This window comes from Vreelandella venusta (assembly GCF_007989605.1).
GTDB lineage: Bacteria > Pseudomonadota > Gammaproteobacteria > Pseudomonadales > Halomonadaceae > Vreelandella > Vreelandella venusta.
This window is the reverse complement of sequence record NZ_BJUL01000011.1, coordinates 33,308-55,082: the sequence shown is the minus strand read 5'-3', so window position 1 is coordinate 55,082 and position 21,775 is coordinate 33,308. Positions and strand designations below refer to the sequence as shown.

Sequence of the window (21,775 nt, the reverse complement as noted above, 5' to 3'; positions counted from 1 at the left end):
ACATGTTCGTTATATTGTACATGTTGAGGTGTGGAGCTATACTTGTTCTGTAAAGCGTACATGTGGAGGCTCTATGAAAATTGTGTCTTTTACAGAAGCAAGAAATAGTTTGAAAACGGTATTAGATTCCGTTGTTAATGACGCGGATACAGCGGTGATTACTCGCCGTGATTCGGAAGATGCTGTTGTTATGTCGCTAGACTACTACAACAGTCTGATGGAAACGGTGCACTTACTGCGCTCACCAGCGAATGCTGAGCATTTGAATCGTTCAATAGAACAATTCAAAGCAGGTAAGGTAACCCACAGAGACTTGATTGATGAGTAGTCGTTTACTGTCATGGACTGACGAATCCTGGAGCGATTACCTGTATTGGCAAACCCAGGACAAAAAAACGCTGAAACGAATAAACAAGCTTATAAACGACGCTAGGCGTTCACCCTTTGAAGGTATTGGTAAACCAGAGCCGTTAAAGGAAAACTTAGCTGGTTTTTGGTCGCGACGTATAGATGATACGAATCGATTAGTCTACGCCGTTGATGATAATGCGATTACGATCATTTCGTGTCGTTATCACTATTAGATTCGGCCCTTCCACAGACCACCTCAAAGACCATTCAAAATAAGCGATGAACCTACTCTTCCTCGGCACCTCCGCTGGTGTGCCCACCAAACAAAGAAATGTCTCCGGGATCGCTTTGCGTGAAAGCAAAGGGAAGTGCTGGTACCTGGTTGATTGTGGTGAGGGCACCCAGCATCAGGTCTTGCGTACCAAGCTGTCGTTCCATTCGTTGAAGGCTATCTTGATTACTCATGTGCACGGCGACCACTGCTACGGGCTGCCGGGCATTTTGGCGAGTGCCGCCATGGGTGGCCGGAAAGCGCCACTGACCATTGTTGCGCCCGCAGGTATCAAAACTTGGTTGGCGGCAACCTGTGAGGTGACGCAGCTATGCTTACCTTTCGCTTTGGAATTTATCGACTCGGACGACCTGCCTAGCGTTGAGTTTGAGAACATCGCCGTTGAGACATTCAGTCTTTCGCACCGGGTGGCGTCTTATGCTTATGCGTTTACGGAGCGCAAGGTTGATGCTGCCCTGGACGTGGCTAAGCTAGCGCAAAAGGGGATTCCAAGAGGGCCGCTGTGGGGACAGTTGAAGCAAGGGATTGATATTGAGTTTGCAGGTGAGCCGTTAAGAAGCCAGGACTACTTAATCGTCAAGAACACGCCTAGGAAAGTGGTGGTCGCTGGGGATAATGATCAACCTGACTTATTAAATGAGGCGTGTGCTGAAGCGCAGGTGTTGGTGCATGAAGCTACCTATACCGAAGAGATGGCTGAGAAGGCTGGCGATGTGGGACATAGCTACGCCAAACTTGTTGCTGCTTTTGCCGAATCGATAAAGCTACCTAATTTGGTGCTGACGCACTTCAGCCCTCGTTATCAGCTCAGCCCCCATGCGTCGCCATCTATCGAGGACATCCGCAAAGAAGCTGAGTGCGTCTATTCAGGCTCTCTTTTCTTGGCGAAGGATTTTGGCGAATACATCTTGGAAAAAACGGGCCACTTTTCTGAGGTGGTGAGCGAGTAGTTTTTCCGCGCGTGTATCAGTAGTGATACCGAAGCTGGGCGATCAGCAGCGCTTCGTAGTCTTCAAGCACTGGCTTCTAAGGAAGCCAGTGCTCACTTCGTTATCCCACAGGTTTTTCCAAAAGCTGTCTTAAATGCTGTCTCAAAACCTATTTCAAACGCTGTCTCAAGAACACTATTTCAAAAACTCCCGCAAGGTATCGCTGGCTTGGTCGATAGAGACAACGCCATCTAAATGACCGCGGTTGCCTTCCAGGGTTTCAAGCGTTACTTCGGTGCCGTCGGCTTCTATCAGCTCGGCAGTGCGACGCACGCCTTCGGGGGCGAAAACGAGATCGTCTTCGCTGTAGAGCATTAGCGTCGGGGCGTCGATGGCGGCCAGTCCTTCTTCTAACGAATCACCGTGGCCAGTCATAAAGAGCTGGTTGGCACGAACCAAATACAGCAGATGGTTGGCATCGGAAAGTTCGGCGCGGGCGGCGGCGACGTCATCTAGCGTTTGCTCAATGGCGTAGCGGGCGTTGATATCTTGAGCGGGGTCGCGCTCTTCATCGGCCCAATCGCGGTTGAAGGTTTCGTTGGCCCACTGCCAGTGATTGGCGTTAAGTGTGACGATCTTGAGCGCTTCTTTTAGGCCATCGGTGGGTGGCTCGCCATCGTAGTAGTCGCCTTCATTCCAGTTGGCATCTAAGCGGATGGGCGCTGCCCAAGCGCTAAGCGTTGCCAGCAACCAGGGGTCGGCAACGCCGCCACCGATAACGGGAATCAACCTATCCACTTTGTCAGGGTAAGCACTGGCCCATTCAAACGCTTGCAGCGACCCCATGGAGGCGCCCATGACTGCGTGTAGCGACTCAATGCCCAGGCTCTCTAACAGCGCACGCTGTACTTCGACAAAGTCGCGAATCGTTACCACAGGAAAGTCCATTCCCCACGGTTCGCCGGTGTCTGGATTGATTGAGGCGGGGCCAGTGGTGATGACATTGGGGTCGTGGGCGTTGAGGTTCACCAGCGTATCGGACGCAATAATGTAGTACTCGTCGGTATCCAGTGGTTTGCCGGGCCCAATGATGGCATCCCAGTAGCCGGTTGGCTCGCCATCTGGGTCATAACGACCTGCTGCGTTGCTGGTGCCAGAAAAGAAATGGGTAATTAAAATGGCATTGTCACGGGCGTCGTTTAATTCACCGTAGGCTTCCCAGCCCACCGCAAGTTCGGGAATCATCTCGCCGCCTTGAGTGGTGAAGTCTTGCATCTCGAAGGTTTGTTTTTCGACGACGCCATCCCAGGCTAGTAGTGGTGATGCTGCGAGTAATCCGAGGCTGGTAACTGTCACCACGGTCCATAAAGAGTGTCGTTGCGTGAGAACCATTCGCCTTCCTTAAATGAGGGGTTGTTATGATTGTTGTTGGCAATGCTGCGTTGCCACCCCCTAGTTTAGTCGGCTTTAGCGCATTTTAAATGGGTTTAGCCCGTTAGCTTGTTGCATCATCATGCGTTTGGCGAGCGGTACGCGTTCGGCTAAGTGCAGGCTGAGGTCGCCCAACTGGCGTAGCGGTTTTGCACCGGTAAACAAGTGATGGAAGCTATCGGTGGCGGCAATCATTGCTTGGTTGGCCAAGCGGCGCTGGCATTCGAAGCGGTGCAGGTTGATAGAGTCACCTGGGTCTCGGCTTTTGATGATCAGCTCTGCCAGGGTATCGGCATCGTGCAGACCAATATTCAGCCCTTGTCCGGCCAGCGGATGCACCACATGGGCGGCATCGCCGATCAATGCTAAGCGCTTGCCGATATAGCGTTTGGCGTGCTGACGTCTAATTGGAAAGCTCGCCTTTGCGACCACTCGCGTTAGCTTGCCTAGCCGCTTGGGAAAGGCTGTTTCAATGGTCGTTTTTAGGGCGTCGTTGGAGAGCTGTTCACGAGCTTTGGTGGCTTCGTCGCTGTCATACCACACCAGCGATGCACGATGGCCTGGTAAGGGAAGCATGGCAACCGGGCCGGTTGGGGTGAAGCACTGCCAGCTAATATCCTGTTGGGGTAGCTCGGTTTCTACATTAATAATCATCGCCCGCTGATGGTAGTCGTAGCTACTAACGGCAATGCCCGCAAGTTCTCGTAATGTTGAATGCGCGCCATCTGCGCCAACAATCAAACGGGCACTTAAGGTTTTGCCGTTATCTAGCTCTAGCATGCGGCCGGTGCTGGCCGCCATGGTGCTGAGCGGTGCGCACTGGGTGTAGCAGGTCACGCTGGGAAGATTCTCTAAACGTTGCCACAACGCATATTGCAGGGTGCGGTTTTCGATAAAAATGCCGAAGTCGTCCATACCGCTGTCTTGGGCAGAAAACAGCGAGTGGCCGGAGCCATCCTGGTTGGCGACATCAATATGACGAAACGGGCAGCAGCGCTCTTCGGGAAGCACGGTGCCGCTCGCTTTTACAAACGCCAATGAACGGGCATTGAGTGAGGAGATACGCAGGTCATAATCGCCGCTGAGCGGGGTGGGGGCGCTGCCGCGTTCTACCAGCCCAACCGACATGCCGGTATGGCCTAAACGAGCCGCTAGAGCGGCACCCACCATGCCACCGCCGACAATGATAATCTCGTGATCCCACTGCATGAGACACTCCTTACGTTGAATAACGAGGGCATATTGCATGACCCTTTATTGTCATACAGTATCGGTTACTTGTCGCAGTGTTGCATAGGGTGATCCATTGACGCAGGCCGTGGAAATGACAAATAGCATCGTGCAGGCGGGAGAGGCGCTGGCAGGGTTTATCGAGCGCCACCCTAAACTGTGGGTGATTACTGGTGCGGGAGTAAGCACCGATAGCGGCATTCCTGATTACCGCGATGCCGACGGGCAGTGGAAGCGACCGCCGCCGGTACAGCATGGCGATTTTATGGCCTCACTTGCCGTGCGCCAGCGTTATTGGGCGCGGGCATTGATCGGCTTCAAAGCTATGCGAGAAGCCCAAGTGAGCGGTGCGCATAAGGCGTTAGCGGCGCTTGAAAGCATGGACTACGTGGAACTGCTGGTAACACAGAACGTGGATCGTCTGCATCAGCGGGCTGGTTCCAGCAAGGTCATTGATCTGCATGGGCGAGCAGACGTGGTGGCGTGCATGGCATGCGGTTATCAACTTATGCGCCACGCCATGCACAGCGAAATGGCCAGGATGAACCCAAGTTTTGCAGCGCTAGATGCTCACTATGCGCCCGATGGCGATGCGGATTTAGAGACTGATTTTTCAACATTTAGGGTGCTGGATTGCCCGCGCTGCCAAGGCATCTTAAAGCCCCAGGTTGTTTATTACGGTGATGTGGTGCCGCCAGCACGGCGATTGGCTGCCCAAGCGGGGCTACAAAACGCTGATGCCGTGCTGGCTGTGGGCACCTCGTTGATGGTGTATTCCGGCTACCGCTTGTGCCGCGATGCCCACGCCATGGGCTTACCGGTGGCCTCGCTGTCGTTGGGCGTCACGCGGGCTGATGCGCTATTAACCCATCAGTGGCGTGCGCCGTTAACGCCAGTGTTAGAGCACGCTGTCAGCTGTTTGCGGCAGCGTTTACTTGACTAAAGTGCTAGGGTACTAAGTAACGATTGTCACCAACAGCGGAGTCACCCGTGCTGTCATTTGAACACCAGTTTGCAACGCTTCCCGAGCCACTGTGGGTTGCCTGCCAGCCAACGCCAGTGAGCCAGCCCACGCTGATTGTATTTAATCAGCGCCTGGCAGAAACGCTGGGGATTGAGTCAGAGCTGAAGAATAAGCCTGATGATGCCACCCTTGCCCAATGGTTTAGTGGTAACCAATTGCCACCGGGCGCAGAACCACGGGCGCTTGGTTACGCTGGGCATCAGTTTGGTAATTTTGTACCGCAGTTGGGCGATGGTCGCGCACTGTTGCTGGGCGAGGTCGTCGATAAGGCTGGGATACGGCGCGATGTGCAGCTCAAGGGTAGCGGCCGCACACCATTTTCCCGTAGCGGTGATGGCCGTTCTCCATTAGGCCCAGTGCTACGGGAGTATCTGGTCAGTGAGTTTATGGCTGCAATGGGCGTACCCACCACCCGCGCGTTAGCCGCCGTTTTGACCGGTGAGCGAGTCGTGCGCCAACTGCCTGAGCCAGGCGCAGTCTTTACCCGCGTGGCAAGCAGTCATATTCGTGTAGGCACTTTTCAATTTGCAGCGGTACGTAGAGACGAAGCTGCCCTGAAAGCGTTGGCTGATCATGTGATTGAGCGCCACTATCCCGAAGCCGCTAGTGCAGACGATCCTTATTTAGCCTTGTTAGAAGCGGTGGTTGCTCGCCAAGCAGCGCTAGTGGCGCGGTGGATGAGCCTTGGGTTTATTCATGGCGTGATGAATACCGATAACTGCAGCATTGCTGGAGAGACCATTGATTACGGCCCGTGTGCCTTTATGGAGCAGTTTGACCCGCAAAAAGTCTACAGCTCGATTGATCAAGGCAAGCGCTATGCCTTTGATAACCAGCCCGCCATTGCTCAATGGAACCTAGCCCGCTTTGCCGAAACGCTGCTGCCGCTGATGCGCGAAGAGGGCGATACCGTCGTTGAGCAGGCCACTGATATCATCCGCCGCTTTGGGTCACTGTTTGATGCCGAGCAACGCCGCCTGCATGCGGATAAGCTTGGCCTTGCAGCGGACAGTGACCAAGAGGTAACGCTAATGGCGGCGCTGGAAAGTCAGATGCACCAGGGGCAGATGGATATGACCGCTACCTTTGATGCGCTGACGCATTACGCCAGCACTGCAAGTGAAACGCACAAGGAAGCACTGCTGGCGCTGACGACTCAGCCCAATGAGTTGGCGGCATGGCTAGATAAGTGGCAAGCCGTACAGGTTGCCAGCCAAGACAGCGAGCGCTTAGCTGCTATGCGGCGTGCTAATCCGGTTGTTATTCCCCGCAATCACCGCATTCAGGAAGTTATTGATGCGGCTTATGAAGGAGATTTTACGCCGTTTCACAGCTTACTTGCGGTGGTCACCCAGCCCTTTGATGAATCCGCAGAAGCACGCCGCCTTGCAGCCCCCGCAACGGAAAACGAGCAGGTACTAAGAACGTTTTGCGGTACTTGATTTACCCAAGCTGAAAAGTAAGCCATCACGGCGGTAATAGCTCATAGCGGGGGTCTTTCGCCATGGCCGGAAAACAGTTCCCGACTTTTCCGGCATTCCCGCCATCCTTGGCGGTCAGATGGCGAAAGTAGCGCCCACGGACGGGGTCACAGCGCCCCCGCGAAGAGCTGTTCCGCCTAGCACATCAGTGATGTCATTGCTCACATCGCTCTTGTGGTAAACTGTGATTATTTACAGGTAGGGGCGGAGGCAAGGGCAACCTGTGCGCAAAATTATTCATTGCGACTGTGACTGCTTCTACGCAGCGGTTGAAATGCGCGACAACCCAGCGCTTAACGATGTGCCTATTGCGATTGGTGGCAGCGTTGAGCAGCGCGGGGTTGTTGCTACCTGTAACTACCCCGCCCGCGAATTTGGCATCCACTCGGCCATGCCCATGGCGCAGGCACTCAAACGCTGCCCACATTTGACCGTGATCCGCGGTGATATGGCCAAATACAAAGCGGTGGCGCGTCAAGTGTTTGCGATTTATCGCGATGTGACCGAACTGATTGAACCGCTCTCGCTAGATGAAGCCTTTTTAGACGTTACTGATGTTTCCCTGTGCAACGGCAGCGCCACCCGCATGGCCGAAGCGATTCGCCAACGGGTTAAGCAGGAAGTAGGCATTACCGTCTCGGCAGGCGTCGCGCCCAACAAGTTTCTTGCCAAAATTGCCAGCGACTGGCGTAAACCCGATGGTCTGTTTGTGATCACGCCGAACGATATCGATGGCTTTGTGCAGCAACTGCCGGTCAAGAAAATCCACGGGGTAGGGCCGCGCACGGCTGAAAAATTGGCGGGGTTGGGTATTCAAACCTGTGCGGATTTGCGGGCTCGCCCGCTCACCGAGCTGGTCGAACAGTTTGGCCGCTTCGGGCATCGGCTGTTCGAGCTTAGCTTTGGGCGCGACGAGCGACCGGTGAAAACCCATCGTGAGCGGAAATCGATCAGCACCGAGCAAACCTACTCCCAGGACTTACCTACCCTGGAAACCTGTCGCCAACAGATACCGGATCTGCTCAACGACTTAGAGCAGCGCTATGCCAGACTAGACCCCGCGCCCGCCGTGCGCGGGTTAATGGTAAAGATAAAATTCAATGACTTTACCCAAACGACAGTGGAGCACGCCGACCCCGCACCCAACCAGGAGCAATTCGAATCCCTGCTGGCTATTGGTTGGGCGCGAGGGGAGAAGCCAGTTCGGCTACTAGGTGTGGGCTACCGCTTGGCAGAAGAAGCCGCCGTTCAGCAACTCTCGCTGTTTTAATTAGCCTGTTAATACTTATGTCGATTGACGCTCATACAAAGGCGCGTTAAAACAGACGTATGATAGTTTGTATGCTTACTAGCTAGCGTGGCGTGCCCCACGTAGCATTTCTGTCTTCTTATCCTGCGAGCTAACCATGTCTGCCCATGCCACCCAACGCCCTCGTTTAGTGTTTGCCCATGCGAATGGCTTTCCTGGCTTAAGCTATCGCACGCTGCTGGAACCACTGGCAGAGTCGTTTGACCTCCATCCGCTAGATCGATTGGGTCATCACCCAGACTACCCGGTGAACCATAACTGGGGCAATTTAGTCGATGAGCTGTTGAGCTATTTACCGGTTACTGATGCACCATTACTGGGCGTTGGTCACTCATTAGGTGGTACGCTGATGGCCATGGCGGCAGATAAGCAGCCAGAACGCTTCTGCGGCGTCATTATGCTTGACCCGCCGTTGATGCTGGGGCCGGATGCCTGGGTGATGAAAGCGGCGAAGCGATTTGGTTTTATGGATCGCATCACCCCTGCTGGTAAAACCCAGGGGCGGCGCAGTGTGTGGCCTAGCCGAGAAGCCATGGCTGACTCGCTGCGACGCCGAGGGCTATTTCGCCGCTTTACCCCAGAGGCATTGAACGACTACATTGAAGCAGGTACGCGCTTACTGGATGACGGTAGCGCTGAGCTAACCTTTGACCCAGGTATTGAGGTAGAGATTTTTCGCCACCTACCGGATCACCTGTCGGGATTGCCACGGCGAGTCGGTGTGCCGGTCCACTTGGTAGTAGGGCAGGAGTCGCACTTACTCACCCCTACACGGGTCAAGCGGCTTCAGCGTCGTGGGTTAGCTACTAGCGAAGTTCCCGGCACCCACATGTTCCCTATGGAGCATCCTGATGAGACACGGGCGGCTATATTGGCGGCCTGGCAGAGCTTTTCACAAGGAGCCAGTAAGCGCGCATAACGCGCATAAGGAGGCAGGATGTATCTTTCCGTACAGCTAAGCTATTACCCCCTGGCCGATGATTTTAAGCCAGTGGTGAAAGACGTGGTAAAACGTTTGGAAGCCACGGGATTAGAAGTTCACCCTAATCGAATGAGTACTCAAGTGTTCGGGGAATTCGATGCGGTGATGACCGCTTTAAGCGATGTGATGAAGTGGTCGTTCGAGACTCACGGTAAAGCGGTCTTTACAGCTAACTTCCTCGAAGGCGACCGACGCCCTCGGTAAGTAGAGAGCTGGCATGGCCGAAACAGCTGTAGGCGGGGGCGCTGTAAACCCATTCTTGGGCGCTATTTTTGCCATCTGACCACCAAGTATGGTGGGAATGCCGGAAAAGTCGGAAACTGTTTTCTGGCAATGGCAAAAGACCCCCGCTACGAGCTGTTATAGGCCTTTTGAATCAGGGTCCCTTAAATCAGCGACTCCAAACAGGATTCAATAATATCCAGCCCTTCGTTGAGCACGCTGTCTTCAATGGTGACGGGCATCAAAAAGCGAATCGTATTGCCGTACATGCCGCAGGAAAGTAGGATCAACCCTTCTTCACGGGCTTTCTTACACAGCGCTGCGGCCAGTTCTGGATTGGGCGTACGGTCCGTTTTGTTCGAGACCAGTTCAAATGCCGCCATCGCGCCCATGTTGCGCACATTATCAATGCAGTCGAACTTGGTTTGCCACTCGCCAAAACGCGCCGCTAATTTTTCACCCAGCGCTCGGCTTTTCTCAAGAATGTTTTCTTCCGCGAATACTTCCATTACCGCAAGTGCCGCGGCGCAGGCAGTAGGGCTACCGGTATAGGTGCCACCCAGAGAATTAGGGCCTGAGGCGTCCATAACCTTATCGGTGCCGACAACCGCAGAGATTGGCATGCCGTCAGCCATACTTTTCGCCATGGTCATGATGTCCGGCTCAACGCCGCTGTGCTCAATGGCAAACATTTTGCCGGTGCGGCCAAAGCCAGACTGCACTTCGTCGATGATCATTAGCATGCCATGTTCATCACAAATTTCGCGGATCTTCTCCAGGAAGCTTTTAGATGCAGGATAGAAACCGCCTTCGCCAAGCACCGGCTCCAAGACAATCGCGGCGGTATCTTTTGGGTTGGCGTCGGTTTTCAGGGTCATTTTCAGGCCGCGGATAGCTTCGTCTTCGCTGACGCCGTGGTAGGGCACCGGATAAGGCGCGCGGAATACCGTGCCCGGCATCGGGCCAAAATCGCTTTGATAGGGAGCTACTTTGCCGTTCATGGCCATGGTGTAGAACGTTCGGCCGTGATAACCACCGTCAAAACAAATGACGTTAGAGCGGCCGGTGGCTGCGCGGGCAATTTTAACGGCATTTTCCAACGCCTCTGCACCAGAGTTAGCCAGCATTACTTTGGCGTGGCCGCGAACTGGTACGAGGTGGCTAAGTTTTTCAGCAACTTTTACATAGCCTTCATAGGGCATCACGGTTTGGCAGGTGTGCATGAGCTTATCCAGCTGGGCTTTCACCGCAGCAACCACTTTAGGGTGACGATGCCCTACGTTCAAAACGCCAATCCCCCCCGCGAAATCGATAAAGCGGTTGCCGTCGGCGTCCCAGATCTCAGCATTCTCAGCGCGATCCGCAAAAGCAGTGGCGGGGCTGGCGGCACCCGCGGCGACATACTTCTGTTTCAGTTCGTTTAGCTCGGCGTTGCTCATGGCTCAACTCCTTTGGGTGTTGGATGTTGCCTGTGAGAAATGTGCAGTGTCACTTGCTTATGTGACAGGTTCGATCTTCATTGCTTCAGATTCGTTATATAGACGATAAAACGGAGGTAATGGGTGGTAGATGACAGACAGCAGGTGACAGACAGTCGTTAAAAGACGCTGATTAAAAGATAGTAGTTAATGGAGAGTAGTTAAAAGATAATCGGTAATAGGCAGCAGGTAATCGGTTTGCATCAGTAGCTTGATGCTTTTAAGTCTGCACACACCTCTTCTCGTAAGTCTAATAATCGAAAGGTTAGGTCGGGGCCTAAGGAATTAATAGCCGGCTTGGCGTAAAAAAAGCCCTGTTGGCGAACAATGCCCGCCCGCGCTAGCCATAATGCTTCTTCGCGTGTTTCTACCCCTTCAGCAATAAGCGTTATGTTCAACTCTTTCGCCAGCAAAATGATGGAATTGAGCAGCGCTTGGCGACGCGTATCATGATCACAGTTCATCACCAGCTCACGGTCGATTTTGAGCTTATCCGGTGTTAGGTCAGTCAATAAATCTAAGTTGGCATAGCCATTGCCAAAGTCATCAAGGGTTGTTTTAAAGCCCATCTCGCGATAGACTTCGATGATATTGCGCAGGTGCTGGCGGTCACGCACGCGTTCGGTTTCAGTGATTTCAAAAATTAGCCGCTCCATTGGCCATCCAACGCGTCGAGAAATATCAAGCGTTGCTTGAATGCAGGCTTCCGGTTCGTAAACAGCATTGGGTAAGAAGTTGATTGATAACGCCGTTGGCATATTCAAAGCGCTTGCCATCTCTATCGCTTTAACGCGACAAGCTTGATCAAATCGATACAGTAGACCGTCAGTCACCTGAGAAATAACGCTCCAGGCAGATTCGCCATTAGGCCCTCGGACAAGTGCCTCATGTGTCACCACACGAGCAAGTGACACGTCCACAATCGGTTGAAAAGCCATTGTAAAATTAAAAGGAAGGTCCCCCTCGCATCGCTTACAGCTACCGTCTACCCGTGCGCAGTGACCCATGAAATCCCCCTATAGCAGCGCGCCAAGTTACCTTCTGACCAATTTACGTTAGCCATTGTCGGTCAATTTAAAGTTTTTAACTATCTAATCATAGCGGAAAGGCGTTTAGTCGCTTGCTAACTTTGTATATAGGTTTTGTATAGAAGCTTATGGGAAGGCTGAGACGAAAAAAGCGCCCGAGCGGGCGCTAAGATCAATCGCTAAGTAGATAGTAGATACGCAAAGTGGGAGACGGACGAGCGTTAAATAATGCCTGCTTGTTGCAGAGCGTGACGCTGTTCGCTGGTAATGCCAAGCTCGTCAAGTACCTGTTGCGTGTGCTCACCCAATGAAGGGGGGGGAGTCTGGGCGCTGATGGACTCGCCGTTGATACGGATAGGGTTCGCGACTAAGTCGACATGGCCTGCTTGGCTGTGGGGGAGCGTTTGTTTCAAGCCACGTGCTTTAACATGGGGGTCGTCAAAAACGCGATCCAAGGTGTTGATTGGCCCACTAGGAACTCCGGCGGCTTCAAAGGCAGCCAGCCATTCATCGGTTTTCTGCGTTAGTAATACGGCTTCCAGTAGAGGAGCCAATACAGTGCGGTGCTGCACCCGTGCGCCGTTGGTGGCGAATCTTGGGTCCAGCGGCAACGTTGGCTGATCAATTACCTGGCAGAAGCGCTTAAACTGCTCGTCATTACCGACGGCAACAATCATATGGCCATCGGCAGTGGCAAACGCTTGGTAGGGAACGATATTGGGATGTGCATTCCCCAGCCGCTGAGGTATTTGGCCGGAGGTTAAGTAGTTAAGGGCTTGGTTCGCCAGTACGCCCACCTGCACGTCCATCAATGCCATATCAATATGGCATCCAACGTTGCTATCGCGGCGCTGATAAAGCGCTGCCAGCACGGCGTTGGCGGCATATAGGCCGGTAAAAATATCGGTAAAGGCAACGCCGATTTTGACGGGGCCACCACCGGGCTCATGATCAGGCTTGCCGGTTAAGCTCATAATGCCGCCCATTGCCTGAATCATGAAGTCGTAACCGGCGCGGTGTGCGTAAGGGCTTTCCTGGCCAAAGCCGGTGATTGAGCAGTAGATAAGCCGAGGATTCAGTATCTTCAGGCTCTCGTAGTCCAGGCCGTACTTTTTCAAACCGCCCACTTTGAAGTTTTCAAGCAACACATCGGAGGTGGCGACGAGCTGTTTAATCAATGCCTGGCCTTCCGGCTTGGCTATATCGACGGTGACCGAGCGCTTGCCTCGATTGGCGCATAGATAGTAGGCCGACTCTGAACTGCCAGAGAGCCATGGAGGGCCCCAGTGGCGAGTATCATCGCCGCTGACGGGGCGCTCTACCTTGATCACATCAGCCCCCATGTCTGCGAGCATTTGCCCGCACCACGGGCCAGCCAGTACGCGTGAAATGTCGAGTACTTTGATGCCTGCTAGTGGCTTGGCTGTTGTGCTCATTAGGTGCCTCACTTGTTGCTCGCCGTTTAGAAAAATGCCTGAATGCCGGTCTGGGCACGGCCCAAGATTAAGGCGTGGACATCGTGAGTACCTTCGTAGGTGTTTACCGATTCCAAGTTCACCATATGGCGAATAACGCCGTACTCATCGGAAACGCCGTTGCCGCCGTGCATGTCGCGAGACTGGCGAGCGATATCCAGCGCTTTACCACAGTTGTTGCGTTTGATGAGTGAGATCATCTCCGGTGCCCAATTGCCACTATCCATCAGGCGTGCAACTTGAAGCGCTGCTTGCAAGCCAAGAGTAATTTCGGTTTGCATATCTGCCAGTTTCTTCTGGATCAACTGATTTGCAGCCAGCGGGCGGCCAAACTGTTTGCGGTCTAAGGTGTATTGGCGTGCGGCATGCCAACAGAACTCAGCGGTGCCCATAACGCCCCAGGCAATGCCAAAACGCGCTTTATTCAAACAACCGAAAGGTCCTTTTAAACCGCTAACGTTAGGTAATAGGTTTTCTTCAGGGACAAAGGCATTGTCGAGTACGATTTCACCGGTGATGGAGGCACGAAGTGACACTTTGCCTTCAATTTTAGGGGTGCTGAAGCCTTCGGTACCGCGCTCAACAATAAAGCCTTTGATTTGATTATCGTGGGCGGCGGACTTTGCCCAAACCACTGCAATATCGGCAATCGGGCTGTTGGTAATCCACATTTTGGCTCCGGTTAAGCGGTAGCCGCCGTCGACTTTTTCTGCCCGCGTGATCATTGAGCCAGGGTCTGAGCCATGGTCAGGTTCGGTTAAGCCAAAACAGCCGACCATTTCTCCGCTGGCGAGCTTAGGTAAGTATTTATGCTTCTGCTCTTCAGAGCCATAGGCTTCAATCGGATACATCACTAATGATGACTGCACGCTCATCGCTGAGCGATAGCCTGAATCAACGCGCTCTACTTCACGGGCAATCAGTCCGTAGGCCACATGGTTCACGCCTGAGCCACCATATTCAGGAGCGACGGTTGCACCCAGCAGGCCAAGCTCGCCCATCTCGCTCATGATCTCACGATCAAAGCGCTCTTCACGAAAAGCACTCAGCACACGTGGCTGCAGGTTTTCCTGGCAGTAGTCGTGAGCGGCATCACGAATTTGACGCTCTTCATCGGTGAGTTGGTGTTCGAGCAGCAGCGGGTCGTCCCAGTTGAAGCGGGTCATGGCGTGAACTCCTACATAGTCATTTTGATACGATTCAATGTATCGTCGTTTTGTTGAAATATCTACATTTTAAAATAAACAATTTAATTAATCCCACGTTCCTTGAGAACACGGGTAATGATCGGCACGGGCGTCATTAAGTGATCACGCATGAGGTTAGCCGCTTGTTCTGTATCACGAGCCAGGATGACGTCTACCAAGGCGGCATGCTCTTGTCTTTTGATTTCAAGTGCCTGGGGAGACATCACCGTTTCCTGCAGCCACAGGTGGCGGTAGCGTTCTACCTGATCAAACAGTGTGTCGCGCATCTGTAACAGGTGTGGCGAGTTGCAGCCGCTAGCAATAGCGGTATGAAATGCCTTATGGCGCAAATCCCAGCCATCGAGCAGCTCATCAGGGGAGCTTACTTCAGTCACTTTAGCTAGCCGATGAGCAGTGGCGAGGACATTGGCTTCCCAGTCGTCGTCACCGCGCTCAATGGCCAGGCGCAAAATCAGACCTTCTAACTGAGCGCGTGCGTCGTAAATATCATTCAGCTCGGCCAGCGACATGGGGGCAACGCGATAACCACGCTGGCTAATCGCAATCACCAAGCGGTCGGCAACTAGTTGGGAAAGCGCTTCGCGTAGTGGACCGGTACTGGCGCCGTAATACTCCTTTAGGCGGCTCATTAGCAGCTTCTCTTCAGGTGCATAACGGCCGCGAATAATGTCGTGCTTCAGGGCGCGATAGGCACTGATGGCTAGGTTCGGGCGCGGCGCATCGTGCTCCATGGTATCTCCTTAGGCCAACGTTGGACGTGGCGATCTGCATTAACTAATCACTATTATCAATAAATTTTAGACATTTGGCATAGGTAACGATATTTATACAGGGTTTATCAGCGCATAGCGTTGCATTAGCATCTCACGCTAATGCCGTGCTAACGTCATTGCACCGCGTTTGCTTGCCGTTTACGGTAACCAGAGGCAGGGACTTCACAGCGCCTTATCGTCAACCATACTTATAAGTCCAACAGGACGGAGGAACCGCTTATGCGAACTCTCAAATATACAGTGGCAGCATCCATGTTGGCTGTTGCACTGCCAGCCAGTGCGCAACAGCTTTCAATCGCGACCGGCGGTACCGGCGGGGTTTATTACCCGATCGGCGGCGGCTTTGCTGAGATGATTAATAACCATATTGAAGGCGCTCAGGCGACGGCTGAGGTTACCGGTGCCTCCGTCGAAAATATGGGGCTGATCATGCGCGGCGACGCCGATTTGGCGCTAGCGCTGGCTGATACGGTTTATCAGGCTTATAACGGCAGTGGCGATTTTGACGGTCGTCAGATTGAAAACACCCGTGCACTGGCCTCTGTTTACCCGAATGCAGTGCAGTTGGTAACGCTGGCTGAGTCGGATATCGAGACTATTGCTGACTTGGCCGGGAAGCGGGTGTCTGTTGGTGCACCAGGTAGTGGCACTGAGCTAAATGCGCGTGCCTTATTGGAAGCCAATGGCATTAGTTATGAAGATTTTACCCCTCAGCGGCTCAATTTTAACGAAACTGCAGATGCCATTCGTGATGGTGATATCGACGCCGGCTTTTGGAGCGTTGGCCCTCCCACCAGTTCTATTCTTAACCTTGCCGCTACCCGTGATATCCGCTTGATCGGCCTCTCGGATGAAGAGGTTGCCAACGCACAGGAGGCGGAGGCGGTGTTCGCGCCCTACGAGCTGGCAGCGGGTATGTATGACGGTATGGACGAGTCTGTTCAGACTATCGGTATTCCTAACGTCTTGGTGGTGAATTCTGATATGGACGAAGAGCTCGCCTACCAACTGACTCAACTGCTGTTTGAAAACACCGATGAGTTAATTGCTGTTCATCCTGCCGCCAACGACACCACCATTGAGTTCACCATGAACTCTACGCCTGTGCCGTTGCACCCGGGTGCGATTCGCTACTTTGAAGAAGTAGGAGCGGATATTCCTGATCGTCTGCGCCCTTAACGATTAAAGGGTCTTGCCATAAGACATTGCCATAAGGATATTGCCATGCAGTGGCAACAACGACTGATGGCGCTACTTTTTGCATGTCTACCGCTCGCCGAAGTGGGGGCTTCCCCCGCTTCGGCGAATGCGTCTATGCGGTTAGCTGTAGTGACTGAACAAGGCGATGTTCTGGTGGATGAGCTGGTGCCTTCAGAAGGGCGCTGGTGTATCCAGTGGCGGCACTCTGTTGAGCACTTTACGGTACTGGATTGTTATCGCAATGCGGCAGGCGTTATGCAACTTGAACGTAGTCATCAACCAGACTTTGCCGCAGGGCTTGGTCATATATTTGGTCGTGGGGAGCAGGTCTCAGACGGTGAGGGCGGTTATTGGATTAATGCTATTCATGAGCCAGTAGCAAATAACCGTTATGCATTAAGAGTTGGTTCTTCTGCCGTCAATCACCAAGTGGTGTGGCCGAATGGTGAGCATTCACCGGTGAGTTTAAGTGAGTACGCAGCCGGGCAACGTGTGATTATCCAATTATTATCACCTAGCACTGCTCCGCGTGAATAAAAACGATAGTAGTTAACGCTTCCGAGGACGCTCATGAACGAATCCACTCCGCCGCCGGTCGTGATGCCCGGCGCGAATGCGATGCAGCCCCGCATGGTTCTGTGGTGTATCACCGTGGTTGCGGTGGGGCTTTCACTCTTCCAGCTATATTCTGCTGGTATCCAGCCCCTTGGGCTTTTCTATCAGCGCAGTATTCACTTAGCGTTGATTATGTTGCTGGCATTTTTGATGTTTCCTGTGTTTGGGCCAACGCGCAAACGCGGAGTACTGGGGTGGGGCATTGATCTAATTTTCTTTGCTGGGGCTTTAACCACCGGTGGCTATCTGGTGCTCTTTTTAGATGAGATTATCAATCGAGCCGGCTTCTGGAGTGACACCGATATTTTAGTGGCCTGTATTGCGACGGTTACTGTGTTGGAAGCAAGTCGGCGAGCCGTTGGGTTTGGCATGACGGTGATTGGCCTGCTTGCCATTATTTACGCATTTGCAGGGCCTAGGGGCGAACTGCCATGGCTAGGCGAATGGATGCCCGGCATTTTAGAGCATCGTGGCTATACCTTGGAGCGCGTCGCAGGGCAGCTCTATTTAGGACAAGAAGGCATTTTTGGTTTGCCTTTAGGAGTTGCAGCGACCTACATCTTTATATTTGTGCTCTTTGGTGCCTTTTTGGAAAGCACTGGCGCGGGCAAGTTTTTTATTGATATGGCCTATGCGGCCACTGGTCGCCAGCGGGGCGGCCCTGCGAAAGCCGCCGTGCTGGCTTCGGCGGGTATGGGCTCTATTTCGGGTAGTGCGATTGCCAACGTGGTGACCACCGGGGCATTTACCATTCCGCTGATGAAAAAGCTGGGCTATCAGCCAAAGCAGGCGGGAGGAATAGAAGCAGCCGCTTCTACCGGTGGACAAATTATGCCGCCTTTAATGGGGGCAGGGGCGTTTTTAATTGCTGAATATACCAACACGCCCTATTTGGAAATCGTTAAAGTCAGCATTTTGCCGGCGATTATGTACTTTGCAACGGTGTATCTATTTGTCCATATCATTGCATTGAAGCAGGGGATGCAGGGATTGGCGAAAAGCGAGCTGCCGCAAATGCGCCAAGTTATGAAAGATGGCTGGCACTTTCTGCTTCCTCTCGCGGTGCTAGTGTGGCTGCTAGCGATGAGTATGTCGCCAATGCGCGTTGGCTATTACGCCGTGGTCACTATCATCGCTGTGGCGGTGCTGCGCTATGCGCTTTGGTACTTCTTTATTGCTCCCAAGCAAGGCCAGCCGGTCACCATGAGTCGCACCAAAGATGTGGTGTGGGCGGGGCTGGTTAAGCTGGCTCAGGGGCTGGAGTTGGGGGCGCGGAATGCTGTTGCGGTTTCTATGGCTTGTGCCGTGGCTGGCATTATTGTCGGCGTTGTGGGCCTGACAGGGCTAGGATTGAAGTTTTCCTCAATGATGCTGGCTTTTTCCGGCGGCAACCTAGTGTTGGCGTTAGTGATGGTACTGCTGGCAAGCTTGATTTTGGGGATGGGGCTGCCGGTTACCGCGAGCTATATTGTCTTGATTGTACTGGTGGGTCCGGCGTTGACCGCTGAATTTGGGGTGCCGCTACTGATTGCTCACTTAGTGGTGTTCTGGTACTCCCAGGACTCTAACGTGACGCCACCTATCGCCCTGGCCGGTTTTGCAGGGGCAGCAATTGCAGGCAGTAAACCCATGGAGACTGGCTTCCAAGCTTGGAAATTTGCTAAAGGTCTCTATTTGATTCCGCTATTTATGGTGTTTAATCCAGAAATCATTGTCGGTGGCCCCGTGCCAGTGGTGGTTTGGAATGCGCTGATTGCTATTCTGGCACTGTGTGCGTTTGCTGCCGCGCTTGAAGGTTATCTGTTTACCAGAATGTCTTGGCTACCGCGTTTGGCGATTGGCGGCGCTATCGTTGGCGTATTTTATCCGAATCTGCTAACTGAAATGGCTGGGGTAGTGGTGATGATTGCCGCGATTAGTGCTAACTGGTTTGCCAGCAAGCGAGAACGTCTGTCGATGAATGGCTAATCGTAGGACATTAATGTACGCCATAAAAAAGCCCGGAGACCATTAGGTTTCCGGGCTTTTGCTTTGTGCAGGTACGGCTTAGAAAATGGACTCTGCGGTACCAGACCCCTGCGAGCCACTCGCTTCTTCCAGTTCACGACTAATGCGACGTTGCTGGTAGCCGGGAAGATGGTCACGGTGGAAAATCTCCGAAATGCCGCCTGACTGACCATCCGCCAAGCGATATCCGGTGGAGGGGTCTACCCGTGCGCTAACAACAGTATCCGGGCGTTCGGGGATCGCTGAGGGGGTGCCTTCAAGTGCATCGCCCATAAAGTCAACCCAGATAGGTAGTGCTGCGTTAGAGCCATATTCAGCGGTGGACTCGTTGCTATCTTTGCCTACCCATACGGTGGTGACTAAGTCGCTGTTAAAGCCTGCGAACCAAGCATCACGCTGGTTATTGGTGGTGCCCGTTTTGCCGACGATATCGTCGCGGTTCAGGCTAAGAGCACCACGACCGGTGCCAGACGTAATGACGTCACGCAGCATGTCGCGCAGAATATAGACAGCAGCAGGGTCAGCGACCCGAGCAGCTACAGGGTACTCTTTGCCGTCGATTTCAACTGTTTCCTGCCCCTCTGCGCAGCTAGGGCAGGCAACCTGAGGCGTTGCTTCATCGACAAGTTCCTCATCATCGTTACGCGTTACGCGTTCGATAAACCATGGCGCGACCTGAAAACCACCGTTGGCAAGAACGGAATACGCGTTGGTCATTTCCAGTGGCGTTAAACTGGCGCTGCCCAAGGCGAGAGACAGCCCGCGTGGCAGGCGGTCGGGGGAGAAGCCAAATCCTTCTAGATAGCGAATAGTATGATCCAATCCCGTCGCTTGAAGCACACGAATGGTAACCAAGTTACGCGAACGAGCAAGCGCTGTTCTCAAGCGCATCGGGCCTAGGAAATCACGGCTTGAATTGACTGGACGCCATAATGAATTACTACCGTCGTCTAGTACGACGGGGGAATCATTGACCACGCTTGCTGCATTCATACCGCCATCTTCTAAGGCTGCAAGATAGATGAACGGTTTAAAGATGGAACCAGATTGACGTTGGGCCTGGATGGCACGGTTGAACTTACTGGCATTAAAATCAAACCCGCCTTGTAAGGCTAAAATAGCGCCAGTGCGCGGATCTTGTGCAACCAAGGAACCTTCGGCGTCGGGGCGCTGCGACAAGCGTAGCGATCCATCTTCGTTTTCAATCACGCGGACTAAGTCGCCGCGAACCGCAATTTGATCTGCGCTACTTGGTTCGGCACCACGACTGCGTGGGCTCAAATAGGGGCGTGCCCAGTTCAGGCCGCTCCAGGCAATCGTTTGCAGTTCGCCACCGCGCGTAAGTACCTGCATTTCACGGCCACTGCTCTCAACCACAATCGCCGGCTGAAGTAGGCCATAGTTGGGTGTGCGCTCTAATACTTGTAACCAGTTGCTGACGTCGCCATCGACACCCTCAACTTGTGTTTGGCTGCGCTCAGCTGCTTGGCGGGCCGTTTGACGAATTTCCGGTGATTCTGCAAGTTCCTCTTCGAGCCCTTGAGTAGCAGTTTGCTCTTGAGCTTCTACCAAGCTTGCTGCGATATCTTGCTGTTCTGAGCCGCGCCAGCCATGGCGAAGGTCGTAAGCCAGCAGACCATTTGCTAATGCTTGGTGCGCATAGGGCTGTATTTCGCTATCAATCGTGGTGTAAATCCGGTAGCCACCGGTATACGCCTTATCTCCAAATCGTTCGATGGCATATTGGCGAGCCATTTCTGAAACATAAGCCGCGTCGACTTCGGTTTGGGTGTAGTGCCGACGAGCTGTCACCGGTTCCTGTACAGCCGCTAGGTAAGCCTCATTATCGATATGCCCTAGCTCGCGCATGCGGAATAGAATCCAGTTGCGGCGAATCAGCGAGCGTTCAGAATTAGCCAGTGGGTTAAAGGCTGAGGGGGCTTTAGGAAGTCCCGCGATCATTGCCGTTTGAGCCAGCGTTAATTCAGCCAATGGCTTGTCATAATACGTTTCTGATGCGGCTGCGATGCCATAGGCGCGATGACCGAGAAATATCTTATTAACGTAGAGCTCGAAGATTTCGTCTTTATCAAGAATCTGCTCCATTTGCAGGGCTAGCAGAATCTCGCGAATTTTACGCGTGAACGTCTGGTCAAGCGTCAGCATATAGTTACGCGCAACCTGCATGGTAATGGTCGAGCCACCTGACTGAATGGAGCCGCCACTCTGAACCAGTTCAACCGCTGCCCTGGCGATACCCCGAGGATCAACGCCTGCATGATCAAAGTAACTGGCATCTTCCGCTGCGATCAGCGCGTTGATCATATCCTGTGGGATATCAGCAAAGTCGACGGGCATGCGGCGCTCTTCGCCAAATTCACCAATGAGTTTGCCATCATTGGTGAAGATGCGAAGCGGTGTATGTAGCTCGAAATCTTGCAACTGACGGACATCAGGCAGGCCTGGGGAAAAATAGATAGCGGCACCCACCACTGCCAACACGGTGGCGCCAATGAGCGCAACGATTAGCGAAAAAAGTGACAGGATGAGGGTTCGAAAAAACATCATGAACAGAGTGCACCCGTGAAAAGGAGAACAGACACGGTAACTAAACGACCGTATCACGCAATTGGTTGCCATTATAGGAAGGCGAGGCAGCAGTCACCAGTGTTGATATGCCGTAATGTCATTCGCGTGTGACTTCACTAAAAATCATGTAACCTCAAAATTCGCACGATAG

At 53.2% G+C, this 21,775-nt stretch carries 19 protein-coding genes; 11 read left to right on the top strand and 8 right to left on the bottom strand.

Annotation, left to right across the window (positions count from 1 at the left end; genetic code table 11):
- The first annotated feature begins 73 nt into the window (after window positions 1-73).
- The 3 genes from HVE01_RS13430 to HVE01_RS13420 are packed head-to-tail and all read left to right on the top strand — an operon-like array spanning window position 74 to window position 1,593.
- The gene (locus HVE01_RS13430) at window positions 74-328 is read left to right on the top strand and encodes a type II toxin-antitoxin system Phd/YefM family antitoxin (protein ID WP_125745710.1); all 255 of its coding nucleotides are present in this window, start codon (window positions 74-76) and stop codon (window positions 326-328) included.
- The gene (locus tag HVE01_RS13425; RefSeq protein ID WP_030069596.1) at window positions 321-584 is read left to right on the top strand and encodes a Txe/YoeB family addiction module toxin; all 264 of its coding nucleotides are present in this window, start codon (window positions 321-323) and stop codon (window positions 582-584) included. Before HVE01_RS13430 ends, HVE01_RS13425 begins: the two co-directional genes overlap by 8 nt.
- Before the next feature lie 46 nt (window positions 585-630).
- Window positions 631-1,593: a ribonuclease Z gene (locus HVE01_RS13420; RefSeq protein WP_125745712.1), complete on the top strand. Its 963-nt coding sequence runs from the start codon at window positions 631-633 to the stop codon at window positions 1,591-1,593.
- A gap of 174 nt (window positions 1,594-1,767) precedes the next feature.
- Here the strand turns inward: HVE01_RS13420 and HVE01_RS13415 are convergent, their stop codons facing one another.
- Together HVE01_RS13415 and HVE01_RS13410 are read right to left on the bottom strand one after the other, a co-directional pair.
- The gene (locus tag HVE01_RS13415) at window positions 1,768-2,964 is read right to left on the bottom strand and encodes an E22 family MetX-like putative esterase (RefSeq protein WP_146944706.1); all 1,197 of its coding nucleotides are present in this window, start codon (window positions 2,962-2,964) and stop codon (window positions 1,768-1,770) included.
- A gap of 75 nt (window positions 2,965-3,039) precedes the next feature.
- Window positions 3,040-4,212: a UbiH/UbiF/VisC/COQ6 family ubiquinone biosynthesis hydroxylase gene (locus HVE01_RS13410; protein ID WP_146944704.1), complete on the bottom strand. Its 1,173-nt coding sequence runs from the start codon at window positions 4,210-4,212 to the stop codon at window positions 3,040-3,042.
- Window positions 4,213-4,327: 115 nt separating this feature from the next.
- Here HVE01_RS13410 and HVE01_RS13405 point away from each other — a divergent pair, with 115 nt between their 5' ends.
- From HVE01_RS13405 to HVE01_RS13385, 5 genes are all read left to right on the top strand, one after another.
- The gene (locus HVE01_RS13405) at window positions 4,328-5,176 is read left to right on the top strand and encodes an NAD-dependent protein deacetylase (RefSeq protein WP_146944702.1); all 849 of its coding nucleotides are present in this window, start codon (window positions 4,328-4,330) and stop codon (window positions 5,174-5,176) included.
- Between the two features lie 47 nt (window positions 5,177-5,223).
- Window positions 5,224-6,699 carry a protein adenylyltransferase SelO gene (locus HVE01_RS13400; protein WP_186808848.1) on the top strand — a complete coding sequence of 492 codons (1,476 nt, stop codon included), beginning with the start codon at window positions 5,224-5,226 and terminating at the stop codon, window positions 6,697-6,699.
- Between the two features lie 262 nt (window positions 6,700-6,961).
- Complete coding sequence (gene dinB, locus HVE01_RS13395; protein ID WP_125745722.1) at window positions 6,962-8,008, top strand: DNA polymerase IV; 1,047 nt, start codon at window positions 6,962-6,964, stop codon at window positions 8,006-8,008.
- 136 nt (window positions 8,009-8,144) lie between these two features.
- Window positions 8,145-8,966, top strand: a complete 822-nt coding sequence (locus HVE01_RS13390; protein WP_146944698.1) for an alpha/beta fold hydrolase — start codon at window positions 8,145-8,147, stop codon at window positions 8,964-8,966.
- Between the two features lie 18 nt (window positions 8,967-8,984).
- Window positions 8,985-9,233 carry a YkoF family thiamine/hydroxymethylpyrimidine-binding protein gene (locus tag HVE01_RS13385; protein WP_125745725.1) on the top strand — a complete coding sequence of 83 codons (249 nt, stop codon included), beginning with the start codon at window positions 8,985-8,987 and terminating at the stop codon, window positions 9,231-9,233.
- A 182-nt stretch (window positions 9,234-9,415) separates the two neighbouring features.
- Here the strand turns inward: HVE01_RS13385 and gabT are convergent, their stop codons facing one another.
- The 5 genes from gabT to csiR all read right to left on the bottom strand — a co-directional run bounded on the left by gabT (window position 9,416) and on the right by csiR (window position 15,171).
- Window positions 9,416-10,690, bottom strand: coding sequence for a 4-aminobutyrate--2-oxoglutarate transaminase (gene gabT, locus HVE01_RS13380; RefSeq protein ID WP_146944696.1), 1,275 nt, complete (start codon window positions 10,688-10,690; stop codon window positions 9,416-9,418).
- 242 nt (window positions 10,691-10,932) lie between these two features.
- A complete protein-coding gene (locus HVE01_RS13375) occupies window positions 10,933-11,736 on the bottom strand; it encodes an EAL domain-containing protein (protein WP_146944694.1) in 804 nt (267 codons plus the stop codon).
- Window positions 11,737-11,978: 242 nt separating this feature from the next.
- A complete protein-coding gene (locus HVE01_RS13370) occupies window positions 11,979-13,193 on the bottom strand; it encodes a CaiB/BaiF CoA transferase family protein (protein ID WP_146944692.1) in 1,215 nt (404 codons plus the stop codon).
- A gap of 26 nt (window positions 13,194-13,219) precedes the next feature.
- A complete protein-coding gene (locus HVE01_RS13365) occupies window positions 13,220-14,398 on the bottom strand; it encodes an acyl-CoA dehydrogenase (protein WP_125745731.1) in 1,179 nt (392 codons plus the stop codon).
- Window positions 14,399-14,481: 83 nt separating this feature from the next.
- Window positions 14,482-15,171, bottom strand: coding sequence for a DNA-binding transcriptional regulator CsiR (gene csiR / locus HVE01_RS13360; protein WP_038481603.1), 690 nt, complete (start codon window positions 15,169-15,171; stop codon window positions 14,482-14,484).
- Between the two features lie 261 nt (window positions 15,172-15,432).
- On the opposite strand from csiR, the gene HVE01_RS13355 reads away from it, so the two are divergent.
- From HVE01_RS13355 to HVE01_RS13345, 3 genes are read left to right on the top strand one after another with little or no spacing between them, the layout of a single operon-like run.
- Window positions 15,433-16,392, top strand: a complete 960-nt coding sequence (locus HVE01_RS13355) for a TAXI family TRAP transporter solute-binding subunit (RefSeq protein WP_125745733.1) — start codon at window positions 15,433-15,435, stop codon at window positions 16,390-16,392.
- 45 nt (window positions 16,393-16,437) lie between these two features.
- The gene (locus HVE01_RS13350; protein WP_125745735.1) at window positions 16,438-16,950 is read left to right on the top strand and encodes a DUF1850 domain-containing protein; all 513 of its coding nucleotides are present in this window, start codon (window positions 16,438-16,440) and stop codon (window positions 16,948-16,950) included.
- Window positions 16,951-16,983: 33 nt separating this feature from the next.
- Complete coding sequence (locus HVE01_RS13345; RefSeq protein WP_125745737.1) at window positions 16,984-18,996, top strand: TRAP transporter permease; 2,013 nt, start codon at window positions 16,984-16,986, stop codon at window positions 18,994-18,996.
- 78 nt (window positions 18,997-19,074) lie between these two features.
- Here the strand turns inward: HVE01_RS13345 and HVE01_RS13340 are convergent, their stop codons facing one another.
- Entirely contained in the window at window positions 19,075-21,603 is a 2,529-nt protein-coding gene (locus tag HVE01_RS13340) for a penicillin-binding protein 1A (RefSeq protein WP_125745739.1), read from the bottom strand.
- Window positions 21,604-21,775 lie beyond the last annotated feature (172 nt).